This is a genomic window from Streptomyces sp. NPDC041796 (genome assembly GCF_055590785.1).
In genome coordinates, this window is sequence record NZ_JBVJAH010000001.1 from 577265 (window position 1) to 602362 (window position 25098).

At 71.1% G+C, this 25098-nt stretch carries 17 protein-coding genes and 2 pseudogenes; 14 read left to right on the top strand and 5 right to left on the bottom strand.

Annotated elements, in window-relative coordinates:
• Positions 1-61 precede the first annotated feature (61 nt).
• From ACZ6C1_RS02620 to ACZ6C1_RS02630, 3 genes and pseudogenes are all read left to right on the top strand, one after another.
• Positions 62-619: pseudogene (locus tag ACZ6C1_RS02620) on the top strand (replication initiator); the annotation flags it as partial.
• A 2-nt stretch (positions 620-621) separates the two neighbouring features.
• A complete protein-coding gene (locus ACZ6C1_RS02625; RefSeq protein ID WP_469237170.1) occupies positions 622-816 on the top strand; it encodes a helix-turn-helix transcriptional regulator in 195 nt (64 codons plus the stop codon).
• A pseudogene (locus ACZ6C1_RS02630) lies at positions 816-2046 on the top strand (tyrosine-type recombinase/integrase). The gene ACZ6C1_RS02625 and the pseudogene ACZ6C1_RS02630 overlap by 1 nt, the downstream one beginning before the upstream one ends.
• 23 nt (positions 2047-2069) lie before the next feature.
• On the opposite strand, the gene ACZ6C1_RS02635 reads toward ACZ6C1_RS02630, so the two are convergent.
• The gene (locus tag ACZ6C1_RS02635; protein WP_469236932.1) at positions 2070-2930 is read right to left on the bottom strand and encodes a CAP domain-containing protein; all 861 of its coding nucleotides are present in this window, start codon (positions 2928-2930) and stop codon (positions 2070-2072) included.
• Between the two features lie 151 nt (positions 2931-3081).
• On the opposite strand from ACZ6C1_RS02635, the gene ACZ6C1_RS02640 reads away from it, so the two are divergent.
• The 4 genes from ACZ6C1_RS02640 (at position 3082) to ACZ6C1_RS02655 (ending at position 9395) form a co-directional block, all read left to right on the top strand.
• Positions 3082-3363 (top strand): acylphosphatase, encoded by a 282-nt coding sequence (locus ACZ6C1_RS02640; RefSeq protein WP_469236933.1) that lies wholly within the window; start codon positions 3082-3084, stop codon positions 3361-3363.
• Positions 3364-3776: 413 nt separating this feature from the next.
• Complete coding sequence (locus ACZ6C1_RS02645; protein ID WP_073754570.1) at positions 3777-3986, top strand: hypothetical protein; 210 nt, start codon at positions 3777-3779, stop codon at positions 3984-3986.
• A gap of 209 nt (positions 3987-4195) precedes the next feature.
• The gene (smc, locus tag ACZ6C1_RS02650) at positions 4196-7765 is read left to right on the top strand and encodes a chromosome segregation protein SMC (RefSeq protein WP_469236936.1); all 3570 of its coding nucleotides are present in this window, start codon (positions 4196-4198) and stop codon (positions 7763-7765) included.
• A 211-nt stretch (positions 7766-7976) separates the two neighbouring features.
• Positions 7977-9395, top strand: a complete 1419-nt coding sequence (locus ACZ6C1_RS02655) for a sugar porter family MFS transporter (RefSeq protein ID WP_469236938.1) — start codon at positions 7977-7979, stop codon at positions 9393-9395.
• Positions 9396-9435: 40 nt separating this feature from the next.
• On the opposite strand, the gene ACZ6C1_RS02660 is transcribed toward ACZ6C1_RS02655, so the two are convergent.
• Both ACZ6C1_RS02660 and ACZ6C1_RS02665 read right to left on the bottom strand, forming a co-directional pair.
• Positions 9436-10416: an LLM class flavin-dependent oxidoreductase gene (locus tag ACZ6C1_RS02660; RefSeq protein ID WP_469236939.1), complete on the bottom strand. Its 981-nt coding sequence runs from the start codon at positions 10414-10416 to the stop codon at positions 9436-9438.
• Positions 10417-10476: 60 nt separating this feature from the next.
• Positions 10477-11919 carry a cytosine permease gene (locus tag ACZ6C1_RS02665; protein ID WP_469236941.1) on the bottom strand — a complete coding sequence of 481 codons (1443 nt, stop codon included), beginning with the start codon at positions 11917-11919 and terminating at the stop codon, positions 10477-10479.
• Positions 11920-12058: 139 nt separating this feature from the next.
• Here ACZ6C1_RS02665 and ftsY point away from each other — a divergent pair, with 139 nt between their 5' ends.
• On the top strand, positions 12059-13285 hold the full coding sequence (gene ftsY / locus ACZ6C1_RS02670) for a signal recognition particle-docking protein FtsY (protein ID WP_469236943.1): 1227 nt from the start codon (positions 12059-12061) through the stop codon (positions 13283-13285).
• A gap of 91 nt (positions 13286-13376) precedes the next feature.
• On the opposite strand, the gene ACZ6C1_RS02675 is transcribed toward ftsY, so the two are convergent.
• The gene (locus tag ACZ6C1_RS02675; RefSeq protein WP_469236944.1) at positions 13377-14027 is read right to left on the bottom strand and encodes a bifunctional DNA primase/polymerase; all 651 of its coding nucleotides are present in this window, start codon (positions 14025-14027) and stop codon (positions 13377-13379) included.
• Positions 14028-14456: 429 nt separating this feature from the next.
• Here ACZ6C1_RS02675 and nsdA point away from each other — a divergent pair, with 429 nt between their 5' ends.
• The 6 genes from nsdA to ftsH all read left to right on the top strand — a co-directional run bounded on the left by nsdA (position 14457) and on the right by ftsH (position 24075).
• Positions 14457-15929: a transcriptional repressor NsdA gene (gene nsdA, locus ACZ6C1_RS02680; RefSeq protein ID WP_469236946.1), complete on the top strand. Its 1473-nt coding sequence runs from the start codon at positions 14457-14459 to the stop codon at positions 15927-15929.
• 315 nt (positions 15930-16244) lie between these two features.
• Complete coding sequence (locus ACZ6C1_RS02685) at positions 16245-17591, top strand: ammonium transporter (RefSeq protein ID WP_469236948.1); 1347 nt, start codon at positions 16245-16247, stop codon at positions 17589-17591.
• Positions 17588-17926 carry a P-II family nitrogen regulator gene (locus ACZ6C1_RS02690; protein ID WP_037689863.1) on the top strand — a complete coding sequence of 113 codons (339 nt, stop codon included), beginning with the start codon at positions 17588-17590 and terminating at the stop codon, positions 17924-17926. The genes ACZ6C1_RS02685 and ACZ6C1_RS02690 overlap by 4 nt, the downstream gene beginning before the upstream one ends.
• A gap of 12 nt (positions 17927-17938) precedes the next feature.
• Positions 17939-20368, top strand: a complete 2430-nt coding sequence (locus ACZ6C1_RS02695; RefSeq protein ID WP_469236950.1) for a [protein-PII] uridylyltransferase — start codon at positions 17939-17941, stop codon at positions 20366-20368.
• A 142-nt stretch (positions 20369-20510) separates the two neighbouring features.
• Positions 20511-22061, top strand: a complete 1551-nt coding sequence (gene ffh / locus ACZ6C1_RS02700) for a signal recognition particle protein (RefSeq protein ID WP_469236951.1) — start codon at positions 20511-20513, stop codon at positions 22059-22061.
• A gap of 130 nt (positions 22062-22191) precedes the next feature.
• The gene (ftsH, locus tag ACZ6C1_RS02705; RefSeq protein WP_469236953.1) at positions 22192-24075 is read left to right on the top strand and encodes an ATP-dependent zinc metalloprotease FtsH; all 1884 of its coding nucleotides are present in this window, start codon (positions 22192-22194) and stop codon (positions 24073-24075) included.
• A gap of 42 nt (positions 24076-24117) precedes the next feature.
• Here ftsH and ACZ6C1_RS02710 read toward each other — a convergent pair whose 3' ends face one another.
• Complete coding sequence (locus tag ACZ6C1_RS02710) at positions 24118-24978, bottom strand: methyltransferase domain-containing protein (RefSeq protein ID WP_469236954.1); 861 nt, start codon at positions 24976-24978, stop codon at positions 24118-24120.
• Positions 24979-25098 lie beyond the last annotated feature (120 nt).

The following is a 25098-nucleotide window of genomic DNA, read 5'->3' on the forward strand; positions in this document are numbered from 1 at the left end:
AGGAGCGCAGGCCCGGCCGGCGTCCGGGCCGCGCGCGGTGAGCGGAGCGAGCCGCCTTTAGCTGCGGTGGGGAACCCAAGTCGACGTTCAGCCCATCGGCGGCCTGGTCGATGATGAACTGACCGAGCAGGCCGTAGCCGCCTACGTGGCCAAGTACGCCACCAAGGCCGCCGAGACCACCGGCACGGTAGACCGTCGCATCGGCGAGCTGGCCGAGCTGGACCGGATCGACCTGCCCGACCACACCCGACGCCTAATCGAAGCCTGCTGGCACCTCAACGACACCTACCCCGACCGGCTGCTCGCCAACTGGTCCCACATGCTTGGCTTCCGCGGCCACTTCTCCACCAAGTCCCGCGCGTACTCCACCACCCTCGGCGCTCTCCGCCAGGTCCGCGCCGACTACCGCGCCCGCCAAGAGCGCCAGGCACGAGGGCTGCCCGAGGACCTCGATGACGCGGATTGCTCCACGCTCGTGCTCGCCCACTCGACCTACGCCGGACACGGCCACACCCCCGGCGAATCCTGGCTCGCACAGACCATCGCCCGGGACATCAGGGAAGGCCGTGAGATCGCGCGCGAAGTGAAAGCCGAACTGGACACCGAGGGGGAGTGGTGACTATGAAGCGACCGCTGCCCGAGCGCTATCTGACGCCCACCGATCTCGCCGATCTGCTCGGCGTGCCGATCGAGACCGTGTACCAGTGGCGCCGTAAGCGCACCGGTCCGCGCGGCTTTCGCGTCGGTCGGCACCTCCGCTACGACCCCGAAGACGTTCGCGCCTGGGTCGAGTCGCTCATGGAAAGGGCCGCCTGATGGCCGGACACGTTCAAGATCGCTGGTACAAGACGACAACCGGCCCTGACGGCAAGTCCGTCAAGGTCAAGAGCGACCGCTTCGGCGTCGGCATGCGCTACCGCGCCCGCTACATCGGGCCGGACGGCACGGAGAAGAGTAAGAGCTTCCCGGACAAGCAGAAGCGCAAGGCCGAGACGTGGCTGGCCAGCATTGAAGCCGACATGTCGCGTGGCGACTACATCGCGCCCGAAGCAGGCAAGGTGACCTTCGAGCAGTACGCCACCCAGTGGATGGGAACCCAAATCACGGACCCTGCCACACGCGAATCCGTCGAGATGCGGTTACGGCTCCAGGCCATACCGCACCTCGGGAAGCGGCCCTTGAGCTCGTTCAACCCGACGCACCTTCGCCTCTGGATGCGAACGCTCGAAGAAGCTGGCCTCTCGGCCTACCGGCGGAGTATCTTCGCGCACGTCTCGACCGTGTTCACCGCTGCCGTTGAGGACCGGATCATCAGGGCGAACCCATGCAGCGCCCGGTCCGTCAAGGCCCCGCGGCTCGATCCCCGCAAGGTCAAGCCCTGGCCCGCCGAGCGCGTGATGGCGGTCCGCGCGGCCCTGCCCGAGAGGTACCAGGCACTGGTGGACCCGGCCGCTGGCTGCGGCCTCCGTCAGGGTGAGGTGTTCGGCCTGGCGTCGAGGACGTCGACTTCCTCGGCGGCCTGGTCCATGTGGTCCGGCAAGTGAAGCTGCTGCGCAATCGACCGGTGTTCGCGCCGCCGAAGGGTGGCAAGGAGCGGGACGTCCCTCTGCCCGAGTCGATAGCCTTCGCGCTCGCCGCTCACCTGACAGGTTTCCCGGCCGCTGAGGTGACGTTGCCCCGGAAGACTTTGGACGGTCCTCCGGTAACGGCCGCCCTTATCTTCCGCAGCCCAGAAGGACTGGCTCTCAACCGGAACCGGTTCAACGACCGCCAGTGGCGTCCAGCTCTCCGCGCCGCCGGCCTACCCACGGGGCGGGACAACGGCATGCACGCCCTACGGCACTTCTACGCATCCGTGCTGCTCGACGCGGGCGAGAGCATCAAGGCCCTCAGCGAATACCTCGGTCACCACGATCCCGGCTTCACGCTGCGGACGTACACGCACTTGATGCCGTCCAGCCAGACCCGGACGCGGGCCGCCGTGGATGCGGTCTTCGGGGCCGCCAGGCTACGGATGACGGCCCCGAGACGGCTCAGCAGGGCTGATAGCGCTCTGACCAGCGCTTATCTCAAAAGCCGAAGTTCTGCGTCCACCAAGGCCCGCCCTCGGCGAAGTGGACGCCCACGCCGAGCCGCGTGTAGTCGCAGTTGAGGATGTTGGCGCGGTGCCCGTCGCTGTTCATCCAGGACTCCATCACGGCCTGGGCGTCCGCCTGGCCGCGGGCGATGTTCTCCGCCGCCAGGCCCTCGACGCCCGCCTTCGCGCCGCGGTCCCAGGGCGTCGCCCCGTCGGGGTCGGTGTGCGAGAAGAAGCCGCGTTCGGCCATGTCCTTGCTGTACGCGCCGGCCAGCGCCGCCAGTGAGCGGGAGGCCTGCACCGGGCTGCAGCCCACCTTGGCGCGCTCGGCGTTGACCAGGCTCACCACCGTGGCCTCGGCGACCGCCTCGCGCGTGGTGTCGGTGGCGGCCGCGGCGGAGGACGGGACGGAAGAGGGAACCGAGGAGGGGACCGGAGGAGCCTTCGGCCGCTCCACGGTCCGCTCGGGTGCGGGCGCGGAGCTCTTGGCGGCCGGTTCGGAGGCGGTCTTCTTCGGCGCCGGGGCCTTCGTCTGCTTCGGCGGCGCGGAGGAGGCCGGCTTGGACGGCGTCGGCGCGGGGGCCTTGGAGGGGGCGAGGGTCCGCTCGGCGCTCCGGCTGGCGGCGGTCGAGGGGCGCTCGGGCGTGGCGCTGGATCCGCCCTGCGTGTTCAGCTCGGGGGCGCCCCCGGCGTGTACGCGCTCGTCCGAGCCGCTGCCGCCGATGGTGAAGGTGTCGCCACCGGGGAGCAGGCCGGATGCCACGGCGACGGCGCCTACCGCCATCGCGGCGGAGGCGCCGAGCAGCCCGGTGCGTACGGGTACGACGGCCCGCTTCTTCCGGTGGCGTCCCATCTCCTGTGCCTTCCTGCTTCGACGTCCCGTCCGTACGTCAAGGTCATTCGGTCACTCGTCCGAACGGGTGAGGCTCATTTCGTCGGGACTGTACGCCATGACGCGTGGGGGAGAAGTGCTCCGAGTGCAATTGGCCGGTTAGCGTGCAGCCATGAACGAAGACGCACGGCTCACCGCCTGGGTACGCGGCCGAGTACAGGGAGTGGGCTTCCGCTGGTTCACCAGGGCAAACGCTCTGGAGATCGGCGGCCTTACCGGTTTCGCCCTCAATCTGGAGGACGGCCGGGTGCAGGTCGTGGCCGAGGGTCCGAGTGAGAATTGCCACCGTTTGCTGGAATGGCTTCGCTCCGGCGACACACCCGGGCATGTGGACGGAGTCACTGAGATCTGGGACACCCCGCGCGGCGGCTACGACGGCTTCGCCATTCGTTGATGATCTTGCCCTCGCTTTCGCTCCGGTGAGCGCGCCGGGGATCCGCCGGAGCTGCCGTCGGCATGTGCGTACGGCAGAAATGGCCTGGTGGTTGCCAAGAACCGCTTGTCATGCCAGGCTGCGCGGGTAAGGATGATCCAAAGGTCCTCGAAGGATCGTCCACACGCCCCTGGACACCGCTGTGAGAGGCGCCGCCGCACCATCCGCGGCCGCAGGCCCCCGGTCGTCCCGCGATGCGGGGTGTGATCGTGTTGACCGTCAAACTTTTTGGTGAGACTCTGGAAGCCCCGCGCACCCTAGCTGTTTGGCAGTGAGAACCGCAGCGGCACCAAGCACTGCCGGACACCGCGGGTGCGAATCCCTCACGACCCACACCGCTTCGGTCGGTCACTCAGTGTGGAGGACCAAAAGTCATGGCAAAGGCGCTTCTCGGTTATGTCGGCGGTTCCGACCCGCGACTTCTCGCCGAGATGCGACGGCTTCAGCAGCGCGTCCAGGACCTCGAGTCCGAGCTCGTACGGATTCAGTCCGAGAACGATGCGCTGAACGCCGCCGCACACAGCGAGTCGCTGCTCGACGGCATCGACATCGACGTACCCAAGGCGGAGCCTGCGCTCACCTGATCCCAGCCCCCGTCGGCAAGGCCCGTATCGGCACGTGGCGGTATCGGGCAGGGTGAGAAACACTCTCGCGAGACATGCAAGGGACGCTTCGGCGTCCCTTCTTTCTTTGTCCTCCCCCCGCCGTCACCGGCGTCCCACTGATCCTTGACCTCTGATCTGCCCTGCCCATTCATGGGTCAAACGGGAAGCGGCAGGTAGAGTCCGGGGGCGTGCACCTCAAGGCTCTGACCCTGCGTGGTTTCAAGTCGTTCGCCTCCGCCACCACCCTCCGGTTCGAACCGGGAATCACGTGTGTCGTGGGGCCGAACGGGTCGGGCAAGTCCAATGTGGTGGACGCGCTCTCCTGGGTCATGGGGGAACAGGGAGCCAAGTCGCTGCGCGGCGGCAAGATGGAGGACGTCATCTTCGCCGGGACGACCGGCCGGCCGCCTCTCGGCCGCGCCGAGGTATCCCTCACGATCGACAACTCCGACGGCGCGCTCCCCATCGACTACGCCGAAGTCACCATCACCCGGATCATGTTCCGGGGCGGCAGCAGCGAATACCAGATCAATGGCGACACCTGCCGGCTGCTCGATATCCAGGATCTTCTCAGTGACTCCGGTATCGGCCGGGAAATGCACGTCATCGTCGGGCAGGGCCAGCTCGACTCCGTCCTGCACGCCGACCCCATGGGCCGCCGGGCGTTCATCGAGGAGGCCGCCGGTGTCCTGAAGCACCGCAAGCGCAAGGAAAAGGCGCTGCGGAAACTGGACGCGATGCAGGCCAACCTCGCCCGCGTACAGGACCTGACCGACGAGCTGCGCCGCCAGCTCAAGCCGCTGGGCAGGCAGGCCGCCGTGGCGCGGCGGGCCGCCGTCATCCAGGCCGACCTGCGTGACGCCCGGCTCCGGCTGCTCGCCGACGACCTCGTACGCCTCCGGGAGGCGCTGAAGGCCGAGATCGCCGACGAGGCCGCGCTCAAGGAGCGCAAGGAGCGGGCCGAGGCCGAACTGAAGGCGGCTCTCGCACGGGAGGCGGAGCTGGAGGACGAGGTACGGCGCCTCGCGCCCAGGCTCCAGCGCGCCCAGCAGACCTGGTACGAGCTGTCGCAGCTGGCCGAGCGGGTGCGCGGCACGATCTCGCTGGCCGACGCCCGGGTGAAGAGCGCCACCGCGCCGCCCGTGGAGGAGCGGCGCGGCCGCGACCCCGAGGACCTGGAGCGGGAGGCCGCCCGGATCCGCGAGCAGGAGGCGGAGCTGGAAGCCGCGCTGGAGGCGGCCGAGCGTGCCCTGGAGGACACCGTCGCCCACCGCGCCGAGCTGGAGCGGGAGCTGGCGCTGGAGGAGCGGCGCCTGAAGGACGTCGCACGGGCCATCGCCGACCGGCGAGAGGGCCTGGCCCGGCTGAACGGACAGGTGGGCGCCGCCCGCTCGCGCGCCGCCTCCGCCCAGGCCGAGATCGACCGGCTGGCCGCCGCCCGTGACGAGGCACAGGAGCGGGCGGTCGCCGCGCAGGAGGAGTACGAGGCGCTCAAGGCGGAAGTCGACGGGCTGGACGCCGGCGACGCCGAGCTCGCCGAGCGGCACGAGGCGGCCAGGCGGGAGCTGGCCGACGCCGAGGCCGCCCTGGCCACGGCGCGGGAGGACGCCACCGCGGCGGAACGGAAACGGGCCGCTCTGGCCGCGCGGCACGAGGCCCTGGCGCTGGGCCTGCGCCGCAAGGACGGGACGGGCGCGCTGCTGGGCGCCGCCGACCAGCTCGCCGGCCTGCTGGGCCCGGCCGCCGAGCTGCTGACGGTGACGCCCGGGTACGAGGTGCCGGTCGCCGCGGCCCTGGGTGCGGCCGCCGACGCGATCGCGGTACGGGACCCGGCGACGGCCGCGGAGGCGATCCGGCGCTTGCGCAAGCAGGACGCCGGGCGCGCCGCGCTGCTGCTGGGCGGCCTGCCGGGCGGGGACGAGGACGGCGTACGGGAAGAGGGGCACGTCCACGCGGCCGACCTGGTGCGCGGGCCGGAGGAGCTGATGCCCGCCGTGCGGCGACTGCTGCGGGACGTCGTGGTCGTCGCGACCCTGGAGGACGCCGAGGACCTGGTGTACGCGCGCCCCGGGCTGGTCGCCGTCACCGCCGAGGGGGACGTCCTCGGGGCGCACTTCGCGCAGGGCGGGTCGGCCGGGGCGCCCAGCCTCCTGGAGGTGCAGGCGTCGGTGGACGAGGCGGCCGCCGAGCTCGCCGAGCTGGCCGTACGGTGCGAGGAACTCGCCGCCGCGCAGGCCGGGGCGACCGAGCGGCGCCGTGCCTCGGCGGCGCGGGTCGAGGAGCTGGCCGAGCGGCGCAGGGCGGCCGACCGGGAGAAGTCCTCCGTCGCCCAGGCGCTCGGACGGCTCGCCGGGCAGGCGCGGGGCGCCGCGGGCGAGGCCGAGCGGACCGCCGCGGCAGCCGCCCGCGCCCAGGAGTCCCTGGAGAAGGCCACCGCGGAGGCCGAGGAGCTGGCCGAGCGGCTCGCGGTGGCCGAGGAGGCGGCGCACTCCGGGGACGGAGCGGAGGAGGAGCCCGACACCTCCGTGCGCGACCGGCTCGCTGCCGACGGCGCGAACGCCCGGCAGACCGAGATGGAGGCCCGCCTCCAGGTCCGCACGCACGAGGAGCGGGTCAAGGGCCTGGCCGGCCGGGCCGACTCCCTGGACCGGGCGGCCCGCGCGGAGCGGGAGGCACGCGCGCGTGCCGAGCAGCGCCGCGCCCGGCTGCGTCACGAGGCCGAGGTCGCCGCGGCCGTCGCCGCCGGGGCCCGCGGGCTCCTCGCGCACGTCGAGGTGTCCCTCGTACGGGCCGAGCGGGAACGCGCGGCGGCCGAGGCGGCGAAGGCGGCGCGCGAGCAGGAGCTGTCGGCGGCCCGCGCCCAGGGGCGGGACCTGAAGGGCGAGCTGGACAAGCTCACCGACTCGGTGCACCGGGGCGAGGTGCTGGGCGCGGAGAAGCGACTGCGGATCGAGCAACTGGAGACCCGGGCGCTGGAGGAGCTCGGTGTGGAGCCCACCGCGCTCATCGCCGAGTACGGCCCCGACCAGCCGGTGCCGCCGTCCTTGCCCGCCGAGGGCGAGGAGCTGCCGGACGACCCGGAGCATCCGCGCAATCAGCCGAGACGTTTCGTCCGTGCCGAACAGGAAAAACGCCTGAAGTCGGCCGAACGGGCGTACCAACAGCTCGGGAAGGTGAACCCGCTGGCGCTGGAGGAGTTCGCGGCGCTGGAGGAGCGTCACCAGTTCCTGTCCGAGCAGCTCGAGGACCTGAAGAAGACGCGGGCCGACCTCCTTCAGGTGGTCAAGGAGGTGGACGAACGCGTCGAGCAGGTCTTCACGGAGGCGTACCGCGACACGGCCCGGGAGTTCGAGGGGGTCTTCTCGCGGCTCTTCCCGGGCGGCGAGGGACGGCTCGTGCTGACCGACCCGGACAACATGCTCACCACGGGCGTGGACGTCGAGGCCCGCCCGCCGGGGAAGAAGGTCAAGCGGCTGTCGCTGCTGTCCGGCGGGGAGCGGTCGCTGACAGCCGTGGCCATGCTGGTGTCGATCTTCAAGGCGCGGCCGAGTCCGTTCTACGTGATGGACGAGGTCGAGGCGGCGCTGGACGACACCAACCTCCAGCGGCTGATCCGGATCATGCAGGAGCTCCAGGAGAGCTCGCAGCTGATCGTGATCACGCACCAGAAGCGGACCATGGAGGTCGCCGACGCGCTCTACGGCGTGTCGATGCAGGGGGACGGCGTCTCCAAGGTCATCAGTCAGCGGCTCCGCTGAGCCCTCCTGCCCAAAACTCTTCAAGTCCTGAAGGCAAGGCGACACGCCGTGCGCTCAGATTCACAGACCACAGACTCTTGACTTCGAAACTTGAAGGCATAGTCTCTGCAACGTTGCTTTTACCTTCAAGTGGTGGGCGGCGTGAAGTTGTGCGCCACTGGAAGGGCTCGCCCCCCATGCCCGGCGACGGCGCCGGGTACCAGGAGTTCACGTGACCAGCACAGCGCAGCCGCCGGCGTCGGGTGCCCGACAGGCCCATCCCGACCACCTCGGCCACGTCATCTTCATCACGGCCGCCGCCGCGATGGGCGGATTCCTCTTCGGCTACGACAGCTCTGTCATCAACGGCGCCGTCGAGGCCATCCGCGACCGGTACGAGATCGGCTCCGGCACCCTCGCCCAGGTCATCGCCATCGCCCTGATCGGCTGCGCCGTCGGCGCCGCGACCGCCGGCCGGATCGCCGACCGCATCGGCCGCATCCGGTGCATGCAGATCGCCGCCGTCCTGTTCACCATCAGCGCCGTCGGTTCCGCCCTGCCGTTCGCCCTCTGGGACCTCGCCATGTGGCGTGTGGTCGGCGGCTTCGCCATCGGCATGGCGTCGGTGATCGGCCCCGCGTACATCGCCGAGGTCGCCCCCGCCGCCTACCGCGGCCGGCTCGGCTCCTTCCAGCAGGCCGCGATCGTCGTGGGCATCGCCGTCTCCCAGCTCGTCAACTGGGCGATCCTCAACATGGCCGACGGCGACCAGCGCGGTGAGATCGCCGGCCTGGAGGCCTGGCAGTGGATGCTGGGCGTCATGGTCGTCCCGGCCGTGCTCTACGGCCTGCTGTCCTTCGCGATCCCCGAGTCGCCCCGGTTCCTGATCTCCGTGGGCCGCAAGGACAAGGCCAAGGAGGTCCTCTCCGAGGTCGAGGGCAAGGGTGTCGACCTGGACGCGCGCGTACTCGAGATCGAGAACGCCATGCGCCGTGAGCACAAGTCGACCTTCCGTGACCTGCTCGGCAGCCGCTTCGGCTTCCTGCCGATCGTCTGGGTCGGTATCGGCCTGTCCGTCTTCCAGCAGCTCGTCGGCATCAACGTCGCGTTCTACTACTCCTCGACGCTGTGGCAGTCGGTCGGCGTCAACCCGTCGAGCTCGTTCTTCTACTCGTTCACCACGTCGATCATCAACATCATCGGCACCGTGATCGCGATGGTCCTGGTGGACCGCGTCGGCCGCAAGCCGCTCGCCCTCGTCGGCTCCGCCGGTATGGCGATCGCCCTCGCCTTCGAGGCCTGGGCCTTCTCCGCCGACCTCGTCGACGGCAAGCTGCCGGAGACCCAGGGCGTCGTCGCCCTGATCGCGGCCCACCTCTTCGTCCTCTTCTTCGCCCTGTCCTGGGGCGTGGTGGTCTGGGTCTTCCTCGGCGAGATGTTCCCCAACCGGATCCGCGCCGCCGCCCTCGGTGTCGCCGCCTCCGCGCAGTGGATCGCCAACTGGGCCATCACCGCGAGCTTCCCGTCCCTGGCGGACTGGAACCTGTCCGGCACCTACATCATCTACACGGTCTTCGCCGTGCTCTCCATCCCCTTCGTGCTCAAGTACGTGAAGGAGACCAAGGGCAAGGCGTTGGAGGAGATGGGCTAATCCCCGCTGCCCCTCTCCTCGCTACGAGAACTGCCCCGGTTCAGGCCCCGACGGCCTTGAGCCGGGGCAGTACGTGTTCCCCGAGCAAGTGCAGGGAGCGCCACCCCTCGTCGAGGGGCATCCCCCCGCACAGCGGGTGCAGGACGAGGCTGCCGGCGTCCAGCGCCAGGCACTCCTCGGGCGTCACCACCCGGTACACGCCCTCCGCCCGCAGCTCCTGAACCGTCGACGCCCGCGACCGCACCGCCGAGCGGATGTCCTCCGACTGCCAGGAGGCGTAGGTCCGCGCCTCGTGCAGGAAGTGCTCCCCGTGCAGCGCCCACGTACGGTCCGGGTCCTGAGACAGGTGCAGCAGCGGCGTCACCGCGGCCGGCATCATGCAGAAGCCCTCCGTCCCGTGGGCGGCGCACTGCTCGTGGTAGTACGCCTCCAGCTCCGGCAGGTGCGCGCTCGGGAAGAGCGGCAGCCCCAGGCGGGCCGCACGCCGGGCCGCCGGCCGCGACGAACCGCCCACCAGCAGCAGCGGACGCGGCTGCGTGTACGGGCGCGGGGTGACCCGGACCGTACGGCCCCGGTACGTGAACTCCTCGCCCGTCCACGCCTTCAGCACCGTCTCCAGCAGCAGGTCCTGGAGCTGCCCGCGCCGCCCCCAGTCGACGCCGTGCGCCGCGTACTCCTCCGGCCGGTAGCCGATCCCCGCGACCGTGATCAGCCGTCCCCTGGACAGCAGGTCCAGTACGGCGACCTCCTCCGCCAGCCGCAGTGGGTCGTACAGCGGGCCGATCACCGCGGAGACGGTGACGGCGATCCGGCGGGTCGCGCCGAAGACCGCGCCGGCGAAGACGAAGGGGGAGGGCAGCCAGTTGTCGGCGGCGCCGTGGTGCTCCTCCGTCTGGACGGTGTCCACGCCGATGCCGTCGGCGTACGCGGCCATCTCCAGCGCAGCGCGGTAACGGTCCGCGAGCGCCTCGGGGGTCGCGCCCGGCGCGACGAGGTTGAACCGGACCACTGTGAAGGCCATGGGAAATCCCCCTCCGCCGGACGGTGAGCGCGGCGAAGGGGGAGAGTAGCTGACGTGGCGTCAGATGGAAACAGTGGCGGCTTCCGGCTCGGCGTCCACCGCCGCCCCGGGGCGGGCGGTCCGCGGCAGCACCGCGTACAGCGCCGCCGCCACCACGATCGTCACCAGCCAGCCCAGCCCGTTCGCACCGATCCACGAACCGGCCAGCGGCCCGGCGAACCAGTCGACCCTGGTGAACAGCAGACCCACCACCAGCGCCGCGCCCCAGGCGGCCATGGCCTGCCACGCGAAACCGCCCCGGTACCAGTAGGCGCTCGTCCGCCCGGTGTCCATCAGCGCCTCACCGTCGTACGACGGCCGGCGCAGCATGTCGACGCCGAAGACACCGATCCACGCCGAGAACGCCACCGCCAGCAGCGTCAGGAACGAGATGAACGACCCGATGAAGCTGGTCGCCACCACCATCAGCAGGAACCCGAACACCAGAGAGATCACCGCGTTCACGCTCACCGCCCAGGTGCGCGGCACCTTGATGCCCAGCGTCTGCGCGGTGAATCCGGCCGAGTACATCGACATCGAGTTGATCAGCAGCATGCCGATCAGCGCGATCACCAGGTACGGCACCGAGATCCACGCCGGCAGCAGCTCACCGATGAACGACACCGGGTCCTGCGCGGACGCCAGGCTCGGCGTCGACACCGCCATCACCGCACCCATCAGCACCATCGGCAGCACCACGATCCCGGCACCCCCGACCGTCGAGGCGACCATGGCCCTCGACGACGCCGTACGCGGCAGATAGCGGGTGAAGTCCGGGCCGGAGGGCACCCAGCTGATGCCGCCCGCCGCGATCGTGCCGATTCCCGCGATCATCATCGCCGTCGAACCGGCCGGCCTGGCGAAGACGGCACTCCAGTCGGTGCCGATGACCAGGTGGACCAGTACGAGGACGGAGAAGGCGCCGAAGAGGTACGTCGACCAGGTGCTGCACACGCGCAGCGCGGTGATGCCGAGCCCGGAGACCAGGAAGGTCGCCGCCACGAACAGCAGCAGCGTGACGACGATCAGCGGGGTGTTGCTCTTGATGCCGAAGAGCAGGTCGAGAACGGTGAGGACGGCGTACGCCCCCGTGACCGCGTTGATCGTCTCCCAGCCCCAGCGGGCCACCCAGATCAGCGCCCCGGGGAAGAGGTTCCCCCGCTGCCCGAACACCGCGCGGGACAGCGCCATGCCGGGGGAGCCGCCGCGCTTGCCCGCGATCGAGATCAGACCGACGATCCCGTACGACAGGACGGGGGCGGCGATCGCGACGATCAGCACCTGCCAGAAGTTCAGGCCGTTGAAGACGACCAGTCCGGCGCCCATGGTGAGCAGCAGCACACTGATGTTCGCCGCCACCCACGTGGGGAACAGCTCCCGGATGTGACCGGTGCGCTCGGCATCGGGGACGGGCTCGAGACCGCGGGTCTCTATCGCGCCTTCGGACTCGGAGGCGTGGGGCATGGATCAGCTCCGTGCGGGAGGAGGGGGGACTTCCCGCATCGTACGTTCCTCCCCAAAGAGGTCCAAACAGGGGCCTTGGGCCCGGGTGCATGCTCCGAGACCGCTCGCCGGGGCGGTCGTGGCCGATACTGGACGGGTTATGGAAATCCTCATCCTTGCTGTAGTCATCGCTCTGGTCGCGGTCGGCGCGATCAGCGGCCTCGTGGTCAGCAGCCGTAAGAAGAAGCAGCTGCCGCCGCCCCAGGCGCCGTCGAGCACGCCGACCATCACCGCTCCGCCCGCCGAGCCGCACGTCGGCGAGGAGGCGGAGACACCGCGGGAGGAACCGCGCCGCACGATCGAGGAGGTGGACCTCCCGACGGCCGAAGAGGCCCTGGAGGCCCCCGCCGCCGTCGAGGACCCGCTCGTCGCGGCCCCGCCCGCACCCGAGATCGAGATCCCGGAGCCGACCGCCGGCCGGCTGGTCCGGCTGCGCGCCCGGCTCGCCCGTTCGCAGAACACGCTCGGCAAGGGCCTGCTCACCCTGCTGTCGCGCGAGCACCTCGACGAAGACACCTGGGAGGAGATCGAGGAGACCCTCCTCACCGCCGACGTCGGCGTCATGCCGACCCAGGAGCTGGTGGAGCGGCTGCGCGAGCGCGTGAAGGTGCTCGGCACGCGTACGCCCGAGGAGCTGCGCGGCCTGCTGCGCGAGGAGCTGCTCGCCCTGGTCGGTACGGACCTCGACCGCACCGTCCACACCGAGAGCGACCTGGACACCCCGGGCATCGTCATGGTCGTCGGCGTCAACGGCACCGGGAAGACGACGACCACCGGCAAGCTGGCCCGCGTGCTCGTCGCCGACGGCAAGTCCGTCGTGCTCGGCGCGGCGGACACCTTCCGCGCGGCCGCCGCGGACCAGCTCCAGACCTGGGGCGAGCGCGTCGGCGCCCGGACCGTGCGCGGACCGGAGGCGGGCGACCCGGCGTCGGTCGCCTACGACGCGGTGAAGGAAGGTATCGCCGAGGGTGCCGACGTGGTCCTCATCGACACGGCGGGCCGGCTGCACACCAAGACCGGTCTGATGGACGAGCTGGGCAAGGTCAAGCGCGTCGTGGAGAAGCACGGCCCGCTGGACGAGATCCTGCTCGTTCTGGACGCCACGACCGGCCAGAACGGTCTCGTCCAGGCGAGGGTCTTCGCCGAGGTCGTCGACATCACCGGCATCGTGCTCACCAAGCTGGACGGCACGGCCAAGGGCGGCATCGTCGTCGCGGTCCAGCGCGAGCTGGGCGTCCCGGTGAAGCTGGTCGGCCTGGGCGAGGGTCCGGACGACCTCGCGCCCTTCGAGCCGGAGGCCTTCGTCGACGCCCTGATCGGGGACTGACCCCGCGGCGTCCGGCACGGAAACACCGACCGGGGCGGCCCCTCCCGCGCGGAGGGGCCGCCCCGGTCGTGTCGTGTCCGGGCCGCCCGGCTCACACCCCCGACCGGTGGCAGATGTACGCCAGCGTGCCCAGCAGCAGGCGGGCCTGGGGCGGGGCACCCGCGTCGAGGGACGGGGGACGCAGCCAGCGGGCGGGGCCCAGGCCCGCGTGGTCCGACGCGGGAGCCGTGATGTGGGTGCCCGGGCCGAGGCACCGCAGGTCCAGGTCCGCGTCGTCCCAGCCCATCCGGTACAGCAGCTGCGGCAGCTCCGCCGCCGCCCCGGGCGCCACGAAGAACTGCGCCCGGCCCGTCGGCGTGACGCACACCGGGCCCAGCGGCAGGCCCATCCGCTCCAGCCGGACCAGCGCCCGGTGGCCTGCCCGCTCCCCGACCTCCAGCACGTCGAAGGCGCGGCCCACGGGGAGCATCAGCGCCGCGCCCGGGAACTCCGACCACACCCGGGTGACCGCGTCGAGCGTCGAGCCCGCCGGCACCTCGGGCGCGAAGCCCAGCGGGTGCGCCCCGGGAGCCGTACAGGCCGGGTCGCCGCAGGAGCACCGGCCGGACACGGCCCGGGCACCCGGGACCACGTCCCAGCCCCACAGGCCCGTGTACTCAGCCACCACGGTGCACTCCGTGGCGCGGGCGCCGCGCCGCCGCGTGCCGGACAGGATGCGGGTGCCGCCGATCGTGAAGCCCATGTCCCCTCCAACGGTGGAAATCCCCGGTGGTTACGACCCGGAGTGTCACCGTGACGCTCCGTCGCGACCGCTCTCCAATGGGCGGCGCGCGGTGGTGCGTGGGGTGGTGCGTCCCGTGGCGCACGCCATGGCGCGCCACCGTCCGCCGACTCCCGATCGTCGTAGTGTCAAGTGAATCGCGCCTGGCCGCAGGGGAGTTCATTCGAAGGGGTGGCGAATGGTGGCGTTTATGGAAACAACCTCGCCGCACGGGTGATCGTAGGATTACTTTCAGTGCACGAACCCCGAGGGTAGTGACCGCGCAGGTGGGTATGCCGGAGGCAAGCCGGTTCCCTGTTCGAAGGGTGCAACCTCCGGACGGGCGGCCACATTTCACGGCATTCTGATACGGGTTCGCGCAACAGTGATTCGGCGGATGGGGGCCTTCCAGTGGGCGGCAGTGGCGCAGACGGTACGAATGCCGGGAAGCGCCCGAACGAGCAGCTGAGCTCGTGGTTCGTACGCAGCGGCTGGTCCAAGGGCGAGCTGGCGCGTCAAGTGAACCGCCGGGCGCGCCAGATGGGCGCACACCACATCAGCACCGACACCTCGCGTGTACGGCGCTGGCTCGACGGCGAACAACCGCGCGAGCCCATCCCGCGCATCCTCTCCGAACTGTTCTCCGAGCGGTTCGGCAGCGTCGTCGCCATCGAGGACCTCGGCCTGCGCACGGCACACCAGTCACCCTCGGTGTCCGGCGTCGACCTCCCCTGGGCGGGCCCCCAGACCGTGGCCCTGCTCAGTGACTTCTCCCGCAGCGACCTGATGCTCGCCCGGCGCGGCTTCCTCGGCACCTCCCTCGCCCTGGCCGCCGGACCCGCGCTCATCGAGCCCATGCAGCGCTGGCTCGTCCCCACGCCGGCCGCCGAACCGGCCCGCGCCGAACCGACCGCCCTGCGCCGCCCCACCCGGCTGTCGCGCGCCGAGCTGGACCTGCTGGAATCCACCACCGTGATGTTCCGCCAGTGGGACGCCCAGTGCGGCGGAGGGCTGCGGCGCAAGGCGGTTGTCGGCCAACTTCACGAGGTCACCGACCTGTTGCAGGAGCCGCAGCCCGGCTCGACCGCGAAGCGCCTGTTCAAGTGCGCCGCCGAACTGGCCGAGCTCGCCGGCTGGATGAGCTACGACGTGGGACTCCAGCCCACCGCGCAGAAGTACTTCGTCCTCGCCCTGCACGCCGCCAAGGAGGCCGGTGACAAGCCGCTGGGCTCGTACATCCTGTCCTCCATGAGCCGCCAGATGATCCACCTCGGCCGGCCCGACGACGCCCTGGAGCTCATCCACCTCGCCCAGTACGGAAGCCGCGACTGCGCCACCGCCCGCACCCAGGCCATGCTGTATGCGATGGAGGCCCGGGCGTACGCCAACATGGGCCAGCCCAGCAAGTGCAAGCGGGCCGTGCGGATGGCCGAGGACACCTTCGCCGACGTCGGCCTCGACGGCGAGCCCGAGCCCGACTGGATCCGCTTCTTCTCCGAGGCCGAGCTCAACGGCGAGAACGCCCACTCCTACCGCGACCTCGCCTATGTGGCCGGCCGCAGCCCCACGTACGCCTCGCTCGCCGAACCCGTGATGCAGCAGGCCGTCGACCTGTTCTCCAAGGACGAGGACCACCAGCGGTCGTACGCGCTCAACCTGGTCGGCATGGCCACCGTGCACCTGCTCAAGCGCGAGCCCGAGGAAGCCACCAAGCTGGCCGAGTCCGCCCTCTCCGTCGCCCGGCGGATCCGCTCCGAGCGCGTCAACACCCGACTGCGCAAGACCGTCGACACGGCGGCCCGCGACTTCGGGGACGTGCCCGAGGTGGCCAGGCTCACCGACATCCTCACCGCCCAGCTGCCCGAAACCGCCGAAGCGGTCTGAAGGACAACCGGCCCCGACTCCGGCCGCGACCGTCACCCCGTACAGCCCGACTCGGCTCCCCCATTGCCAGGTCAACAGGGTGACTGTCGCGGCCGGTCCCACGTTGTGCGCAGAGGGTACGCCCGTTACATTCCCGTGACTCTGCGCTTCACGGCCCCGTAACACACGGAGCCTCTTCGTCACTGCGGCGAAACATCGTGCGGCATCGACCGAAACCGTGCTGCGTAAATCTCGGGCTCATAACCGGCCACCCCTCATAGCCGGCGCAACCCCGGCTTCGCCCCGCACAGGCCGACCGACGACGAGGAGACGCCGATGCCCCCAGGCATCACGACCCTTGCCGCAGACGCACCCACGCTGTCTGCAGCCAACACCGGGTTCATGCTCATCTGTTCCGCCATGGTGATGCTGATGACACCGGCCCTCGCCTTCTTCTACGGAGGCATGGTCCGCGTCAAGTCCACCCTCAACATGCTGATGATGAGCTTCATCAGCCTCGGGATCGTCACGATCCTGTGGGTGCTCTACGGCTTCAGCATCGCCTTCGGCACCGACTCGGGCTCCATCGTCGGATGGTCGTCCGACTACGTCGGGCTCAGCGGCATCGGAATCACCGAACTGTGGGACGGCTACACCATCCCGGTGTACGTCTTCGCCGTCTTCCAGCTCATGTTCGCGATCATCACGCCCGCCCTGATCAGCGGCGCCCTCGCCGACCGGGTCAAGTTCACCGCCTGGGCGCTGTTCATCGCCCTGTGGGTCACCGTCGTCTACTTCCCCGTCGCCCACTGGGTGTGGGGGGCCGGCGGCTGGCTCTTCGAGATGGGCGTCATCGACTTCGCGGGCGGCACCGCCGTCCACATCAACGCCGGCGCCGCCGCCCTGGGCGTGATCCTGGTCATCGGCAAGCGCGTCGGTTTCAAGAAGGACCCGATGCGCCCGCACAGCCTCCCGCTGGTCATGCTGGGTGCCGGTCTGCTGTGGTTCGGCTGGTTCGGCTTCAACGCCGGCTCGTGGCTCGGCAACGACGACGGCGTCGGCGCGGTGATGTTCGTCAACACCCAGGTCGCCACCGCCGCCGCCATGCTTGCCTGGCTCGCGTACGAGAAGATCCGCCACGGCGCCTTCACCACCCTCGGCGCCGCCTCCGGCGCGGTCGCGGGCCTCGTCGCCATCACCCCGGCCGGCGGCTCCTGCTCGCCGCTCGGCGCGATCGCCATCGGCGCCGTCGCCGGTCTGCTGTGCGCCATGGCCGTCGGCCTGAAGTACAAGTTCGGCTACGACGACTCCCTCGACGTCATCGGCGTCCACCTCGTCGGCGGTGTGGTGGGCTCCCTGCTGGTCGGCTTCTTCGCCACCGGCGGCGTCCAGTCCGACGCCAAGGGCCTCTTCTACGGCGGCGGCCTGGAGCAGCTCGGCAAGCAGGCCACCGGAGTCTTCGCCGTACTCGCCTACTCCCTGATCGTCTCCGCCCTGCTCGCCTTCGTCATCGACAAGGTGATGGGCATGCGCGTCAGCGAGGATGACGAGGTCCGGGGCATCGACCAGGTCGAGCACGCCGAGACGGCGTACGACTTCAGCGGGGCCGGCGGTGGCGCCGGTTCGCGGAAGACCCTGACCGACGCCCTGCCCGCAGCGGAGAACAAGAAGGTGGACGCATGAAGCTCATCACCGCGGTCGTCAAGCCCCACCGGCTGGACGAGATCAAGGAGGCCCTCCAGGCCTTCGGCATCCAGGGCCTGACCGTCACCGAGGCCAGCGGCTACGGACGGCAGCGCGGCCACACCGAGGTCTACCGGGGCGCCGAGTACACCGTCGACCTCGTCCCGAAGATCCGCATCGAGGTGCTGGTCGAGGACGAGGACGCCGAACAGCTCATCGACGTGGTGGTGAAGGCGGCCCGTACCGGCAAGATCGGTGACGGGAAGGTGTGGAGCGTCCCCGTCGAGACGGCGGTACGCGTCCGCACCGGCGAACGCGGCCCCGACGCACTCTAAGGAGCCCCACGGGTGACGAGTACCGAAGTGACCGACGAAGACTCGGGACCCAGCGGCTACGCGGCGGCCCGGCTGCGCCTCCTCACCGAGGAGGCGCGGTCCGGGCCGCCGCGCCGTGCCGCCCTGGCACGGCTCACCGACGACTGGCTCACCGCCCTCCACACGGCCGCCGCCCCGCCCCGGGGCACCGCCCTCGTCGCCGTTGGCGGCTACGGACGCGGCGAGCTCTCCCCCCGCAGCGACCTCGACGTGCTCCTCCTCCACGACGGCACCGCCGACCCGGCCACCGTCGCGGCGCTCGCCGACCGCATCTGGTACCCGGTGTGGGACCTGGGCCTGGCCCTCGACCACTCCGTCCGCACCCCCGCCGAGGCCCGCAAGACCGCCGCCGAGGACCTCAAGGTCCAGCTCGGCCTGCTCGACGCCCGCCCCATCGCGGGTGACCTCGGACTGGTCGCCGGATTGCGTACCACCGTCCTCGCCGACTGGCGCAACCAGGCCCCCAAGCGGCTCCCCGAGCTCGACGAGCTGTGCCGGGAACGCGCCGAACGCCAGGGGGAGCTCCAGTTCCTCCTCGAACCCGACCTCAAGGAGGCCCGGGGCGGCCTGCGCGACGCCACCGCGCTGCGGGCGGTCGCCGCCTCCTGGCTCGCCGACGCCCCGCGCGAAGGGCTCGCCGAAGCGCGCCGCACCCTCCTCGACACCCGCGACGCGCTCCACCTCGTCACCGGACGGGCCACCGACAGGCTCGCCCTCCAGGAGCAGGACCAGGTCGCCGCCGCCCTGGACCTGCTCGACTCCGACATCCTGCTCCGCCAGGTCTACGAGGCCGCCAGGACCATCTCGTACGCCGGTGACGTCACCTGGCGCGAGGTCAACCGGGTGCTGCGCGCCCGCTCCGTACGCCCCAGGCTGCGCAAGATGCTGGGCGGCAAACCGCCCGTCCCACGCACCCCGCTCGCCGAGGGGGTCGTCGAGATGGACGGCGAGGTCGTCCTCGCCCGCACCGCACGACCCGAACGCGACCCTGTCCTGCCACTGCGGGCCGCCGCGGCGGCCGCCCAGTCCGGCCTGGCCCTCTCCCTGCACGCGGTACGCCACCTCGCCGCCACCGCCAAACCGCTGCCCGAGCCATGGCCCGCCGACGCCCGCGAGCAGCTCGTCACCCTCCTCGGCGCGGGCGAACCCACGGTGCCCGTCTGGGAGGCGCTGGAGGCCGAAGGGCTGATCAGCCGCCTGATCCCCGACTGGGAGCGGGTCCGCTGCCGCCCGCAGCGCAACCCCGTCCACACCTGGACCGTCGACCGCCACCTGGTCGAGACCGCCGTACGCGCCTCCGCGCTCACCCGCCGCGTCGGCCGCCCCGACCTCCTCCTGGTCGCCGCGCTCCTCCACGACATCGGCAAGGGCTGGCCCGGCGACCACTCCGTGGCGGGCGAGACCATCGCCCGGGACGTGGCCGGCCGGATCGGCTTCGACAAGGCCGACGCGGGCGTGCTGGCCACCCTCGTACGCCACCACCTCCTCCTCGTCGAGACCGCCACCCGTCGCGACCTGGACGACCCGGCCACCATCCAGTCCGTCGCCGCGGCCATCGGGTCACCCTCGACCCTTGAGCTCCTGCACGCCCTCACCGAGGCCGACGCCCTGGCCACCGGCCCCGCCGCCTGGTCCTCCTGGCGCGCCTCGCTCGTCGCCGACCTCGTCAAGCGGGTCGCGGGCGTCCTCGCGGGCGACACCCCGCCGGCCCCGGCGCCCGTCGCACCCGGCGCCGAGGAGGAACGCCTCGCCGTCGAGGCCCTCCGCACGGGCGAACCCGTGCTGACCCTCCACGCCGAGCACCCCTCCGACCACACCGAACCCGAACCGGTCGGGGTCGAGCTCCTCATCGCCCTGCCGGACCAGCCGGGTGTCCTGCCCGCCGTCGCCGGGGTCCTCGCCCTGCACCGCCTGACCGTCCGCTCCGCCGACCTCCGGGCCATCGAGCTGCCCACCGAGCTCGGCCCTGCCGCCGTCCTCGTACTGAACTGGCGTGTCGCGGCCGAGTACGGCTCCCTCCCGCAGGCCACCCGGCTGCGCGCCGACCTGGTCCGTGTCCTCGACGGCTCCCTGGACATCGCCGCCCGCCTGGCCGAGCGCGAAGCGGCCTACCCGCGCCGCCGCGGCGTCACGGCGCCGCCACCCCGAGTCACGGTCGCGGCGGCGGGCTCGACCCTGGCCACGGTCATCGAGGTCCGCGCCCATGACGCGCCCGGCCTGCTGCACCGCATCGGCCACGCCCTCGAAACGGCCGCAGTCCGCGTCCGCAGCGCCCACGTCTCGACGCTGGGCGCCAACGCGGTCGACGCGTTCTACGTCACGGACGCGGCCGGCGCCCCACTCCCTTCGGAAGAGGCCGCGGAGGTGGCCCGCGCCCTGGAGGCCGATCTCCGGAACCGGTAGCCCCGGGACCGCTTCCGGGCGGGGCTGATGCTCAGCCGCGCGAGGCGGATACCCTGGGGGACGACCATCCGCCTTCCCCCTCGTTCTCGGCTCCGCTCGAACAGGGGGGACCCCCACCGACACCTGAGGATCCGCGACCACCGTGTTCGATACCCTCTCCGACCGCCTTGCAGCGACCTTCAAGAACCTCCGGGGCAAGGGGCGCCTGTCCGAGGCGGACATCGACGCCACCGCCCGCGAGATCCGTATCGCACTGCTGGAAGCCGACGTGGCGCTGCCCGTCGTGCGTGCCTTCATCAAGCAGGTCAAGGAGCGGGCGCTCGGTGCCGAGGTCTCCCAGGCGCTCAACCCCGCCCAGCAGGTCATCAAGATCGTCAACGAGGAGCTCATCGGCATCCTCGGTGGCGAGACCCGCCGTCTGAGGTTCGCCAAGAACCCGCCGACCGTGATCATGCTGGCGGGTCTCCAGGGTGCCGGTAAGACCACCCTCGCCGGAAAGCTCGGCAAGTGGCTCCAGGGCCAGGGACACGCGCCGCTCCTCGTCGCCTGTGACCTCCAGCGCCCGAACGCCGTCAACCAGCTCTCCGTCGTCGCGGAGCGCGCCGGTGTCGGCATCTACGCCCCCGAGCCCGGCAATGGCGTCGGCGACCCGGTCCAGGTCGCCAAGGACTCGGTCGAGTACGCCAGGACCAAGCAGTACGACGTGGTCATCGTCGACACCGCCGGCCGTCTCGGTATCGACCAGGAGCTGATGCAGCAGGCCGCGGACATCCGCGACGCCGTCAGCCCCGACGAGGTCCTCTTCGTCGTCGACGCCATGATCGGTCAGGACGCGGTCAACACGGCCGAGGCCTTCCGCGACGGTGTCGGCTTCGACGGGGTCGTGCTGTCCAAGCTCGACGGTGATGCCCGTGGTGGTGCCGCCCTGTCGATCGCGCACGTCACGGGCCGCCAGATCATGTTCGCCTCCAACGGCGAGAAGCTGGACGACTTCGACGCGTTCCACCCGGACCGCATGGCGTCCCGCATCCTCGGCATGGGCGACGTGCTCTCGCTGATCGAGAAGGCCGAGCAGACCTTCAGCCAGGAAGAGGCCGCCAAGATGGCCTCCAAGCTGGCGAGCAGCAAGGGCAAGGACTTCACGCTCGACGACTTCCTGGCCCAGATGGAGCAGGTCAGGAAGATGGGCTCCATCTCCAAGCTGCTCGGCATGCTCCCGGGCATGGCCCAGATGAAGGAGCAGATCAACAACATCGACGAGCGTGACGTGGACCGTACGGCCGCGATCATCAAGTCGATGACCCCGGGCGAGCGCCACGATCCGACGATCATCAACGGCTCCCGCCGTGCGCGCATCGCCCGCGGTTCCGGTGTCGACGTCAGCGCGGTCAAGTCGCTGGTCGAGCGGTTCTTCGAGGCCCGCAAGATGATGTCGCGCATGGCCCAGGGCGGCGGCATGCCGGGCATGCCCGGGATCCCCGGCATGGGCGGCGGTCCGGGTCGGCAGAAGAAGCAGCAGAAGCAGGCCAAGGGCAAGCGCAAGAGCGGCAACCCGATGAAGCGGAAGGCCGAGGAGCAGGCCGCGGCGGCGCGCCGCGAACAGGCTCAGCAGGGTGGCGCGTTCGGCCTCCCGGCCGGGCAGCCCGGGCAGGACTTCGAGCTGCCGGACGAGTTCAAGAAGTTCATGGGCTGATCAGCGGCCTTGAGGGGGCGTCCACCCGGGGGGTGGGCGCCCCTTCGTCCGTCCGGGGTACCACCCTTCGACGTCCAGGTGTGGGTATGCCCGTAATGCCGCTTTCGCTCGCCTCTCGCATCATGGCTGCGTGGCCAATTCCGTACCCCCGCGCGACCGCACCGACCAGCCCTGGCGCTCCGAGGGCGCACCGCCCCCGACCCCGCCCCGCAGGAAGACCCCGGGATGGGTCTGGCTGCTGCTCGCCGCGGTGGCCGTCTTCGTCCTCACCAATCTGGCCCTGTCCTTCTTCGGCGACGGCGACGAGCGGACCATCTCGTACACCGAATTCAGCAGGCAGGTTTCGGACGGGAACGTCACCAAGATCTACTCAAAGGGCGACGCCATTGAGGGTGAGCTGAAGAACGAGCAGCGCTTCACCACCCAGCGGCCGGCGTTCGCCGACGACAACCTCTGGGCCGAGCTGACGAGGCAGAAGGTCACCGTCACGGCCGAGCCGGTCGTCGACAGGCCGAGCTTCCTCGCCAACCTGCTGTTCTCGCTGGCGCCGATCCTGCTGCTCGTCGTGCTGTGGCTGTTCCTCGCCCGGCGGATGAGGGGCGCCGGGCTGGGGGCGGGCGGCATGCTCGGCCGCAAGGCCCCGCCCAGGCCGGTCGAACTGGAGGTGGGGCGGCGGACCACCTTCGCCGACGTCGCGGGGATCGACGAGGTGGAGGGCGAGCTCAACGACGTCGTCGACTTCCTGAGGAACCCGCAGGCCTACCGGAGGATGGGCGCCAAGATGCCGCGCGGCGTGCTGCTGTCCGGCCTGCCCGGCACCGGCAAGACGCTGCTGGCCCGGGCGGTGGCGGGCGAGGCGGGCGTGCCGTTCTTCTCCGCGTCCGCCTCCGAGTTCATCGAGATGATCGTGGGCGTCGGCGCGTCCCGCGTCCGGGAACTGTTCAACGAGGCCCGCAAGGTCGCGCCCGCGATCATCTTCATCGACGAGATCGACACCATCGGCCGTATCCGGGGCGGCGGCGCGGCCATGGGCGGCCACGACGAACGGGAACAGACGCTGAACCAGATCCTCACCGAGATGGACGGCTTCTCCGGCTCCGAGGGCGTCATCGTCATCGCCGCCACCAACCGCGCCGACGTCCTGGACCCGGCACTGACGCGCCCCGGCCGGTTCGACCGGATCGTCCATGTCAGCCCGCCCGACCGGGGCGGCCGTGAGGCCATCCTCCGGATCCACACCCGCGACATCCCGCTGGCCGAGGACGTCGACCTCACCCAGGTCGCCCGCACCACACCCGGCATGACCGGTGCCGAGCTGGCCAACCTCGCCAACGAGGCCGCCCTCCTCGCGGTCAAACGCCGCCAGCACCAGGTCACCCGCTCCGACCTGTCCGACGCGCTGGAGAAGGTACAGCTCGGCGCCGAACGCGCCCTGGTCATGCCCCTGGAGGAGCGCCGCCGCACCGCGTACCACGAGAGCGGGCACGCGCTGCTCGGCATGCTGCAACCCGGCGCCGACCCCGTCCGCAAGGTCACCATCGTCCCGCGCGGACGTGCCCTGGGTGTCACCCTGTCGACGCCGGACGCCGACAAGTACGCGTACACCGAGGAGTACCTGCGCGGCAGGATCATCGGCGCCCTCGGCGGAATGGCGGCCGAGCACGTCGTCTTCGGCGTCGTCACCACGGGCTCGGAGAGCGACCTGGAGCAGGTCACCAACATCGCCCGTGGCATGGCGGGCCGCTGGGGCATGAGCGAACGGGTCGGCCGGCTCAGCGCCATCCCCGGCGACGCGCAGCAGGCCTACGGGCTGTCGGCGGCCCCCGCGACGCTGGACGCCGTGGCCCACGAGATGCGCCGCATCGTCGACGAGTGCTACGAGAGCGCCTGCCGGCAGCTCCAGGAGCACCGCGCCCGACTGGACGCGCTGGCGGCGGCGCTCCTGGAGAACGAGACGCTGGAGGAGGAAGCGGCCTACCGGGCGGCCGGCATCCCCCGTACCACCAAGGACTGATCCGTCGGCGTCAGGGCGTCCCGTGACGCGGGGCGTCCTTGCTCAGGGCGTCCTGGCGACGAGGTAGCGGAACACGTTGGGCATCCAGACGGTCCCGTCGGCGCGCACATGCGGATGGAGGGCCTCGGTGACCTCCTTCTCGACCGTCGCCTGGTCCGAGGCCGCCACCGCCGGGTCGAACAGGCCGGTCGAGAACAGCCCGCGCACGGCGCTGTCCATGTCCGCGTACCCGAACGGGCACGCCACCCGTCCCGAGCCGTCCGGCCTGAGCCCGGCCCGCGCGGCCACCTCCTCCAGGTCGTCCCGGAGGGCCGGGCGCCACGTCGCGCCCGTGCGCAGCCGCTCGGTCAGCCGGCCCGCCACCCGGAGCACCGCCGAGGTGGCGCACCGCTCCGGCGGGCCCCAGCCCGCCAGCACCACCGCGCTGCCCCGCTCCGCCAGCCGCACGGCCGCGGAGAGCGCGGGCGCCAGCCCCTCGGAGTCCCCCGCGGTGCAGCCGATCGGCTGGAAGGCGGTGATCAGGTTGTACTCCGGACGGGTGGGATCGGCGGCATCGGCCGACCCGCCGTACAGCAGCCTCGTCTCGCCGCAGCCGTGGGTCTGCCGCCCACTCGCGTCGGGGAGCAACCGCTGGCGGGCCAGGTCCACGCGCGCGTGGTCCGTGTCGACGCCCGTGACCTGAGCGCCGCGCGCGGCGGCCATCAGCAGGGCGAGGCCCGAGCCGCATCCGAGACCGAGCAGCCGCGTTCCGGTACCGACCTCCAGGTGCTCGTACACCGCTTCGTAGAGCGGGACCAGCATCCGTTCCTGGATCTCCGCCCAGTCGCGGGCACGGCCGGGCGCATCCGAAGCCGGAGGGGCCGAGGCCGGGTGGGGGTGGTGCTGGACGAGCATAGGTGTCATCGAAAGCGCCCCAATCCGCCGAGAGGTCCATCTGTGCGTCTGTGCCCTGATTGACAGCCCCCGTGTACGTGCGCTCGCACTCCCCGTAGCCAGGGAACTCCGCATCCGCCCCCAAGTCCA

What these genes read in the sequence shown, in the direction of transcription:
- ACZ6C1_RS02625 (WP_469237170.1), top strand. Translation starts at nt 622, where the DNA reads ATGAAGCGACCGCTGCCCGAGCGCTATCTGACGCCCACCGATCTCGCC.
- ACZ6C1_RS02635 (WP_469236932.1), bottom strand. Translation starts at nt 2,930, where the DNA reads ATGGGACGCCACCGGAAGAAGCGGGCCGTCGTACCCGTACGCACCGGG.
- ACZ6C1_RS02640 (WP_469236933.1), top strand. Translation starts at nt 3,082, where the DNA reads ATGAACGAAGACGCACGGCTCACCGCCTGGGTACGCGGCCGAGTACAG.
- ACZ6C1_RS02645 (WP_073754570.1), top strand. Translation starts at nt 3,777, where the DNA reads ATGGCAAAGGCGCTTCTCGGTTATGTCGGCGGTTCCGACCCGCGACTT.
- ACZ6C1_RS02660 (WP_469236939.1), bottom strand. Translation starts at nt 10,416, where the DNA reads ATGGCCTTCACAGTGGTCCGGTTCAACCTCGTCGCGCCGGGCGCGACC.
- ACZ6C1_RS02665 (WP_469236941.1), bottom strand. Translation starts at nt 11,919, where the DNA reads ATGCCCCACGCCTCCGAGTCCGAAGGCGCGATAGAGACCCGCGGTCTC.
- ftsY (WP_469236943.1), top strand. Translation starts at nt 12,059, where the DNA reads ATGGAAATCCTCATCCTTGCTGTAGTCATCGCTCTGGTCGCGGTCGGC.
- ACZ6C1_RS02675 (WP_469236944.1), bottom strand. Translation starts at nt 14,027, where the DNA reads ATGGGCTTCACGATCGGCGGCACCCGCATCCTGTCCGGCACGCGGCGG.
- ACZ6C1_RS02685 (WP_469236948.1), top strand. Translation starts at nt 16,245, where the DNA reads ATGCCCCCAGGCATCACGACCCTTGCCGCAGACGCACCCACGCTGTCT.
- ACZ6C1_RS02690 (WP_037689863.1), top strand. Translation starts at nt 17,588, where the DNA reads ATGAAGCTCATCACCGCGGTCGTCAAGCCCCACCGGCTGGACGAGATC.
- ACZ6C1_RS02710 (WP_469236954.1), bottom strand. Translation starts at nt 24,978, where the DNA reads ATGACACCTATGCTCGTCCAGCACCACCCCCACCCGGCCTCGGCCCCT.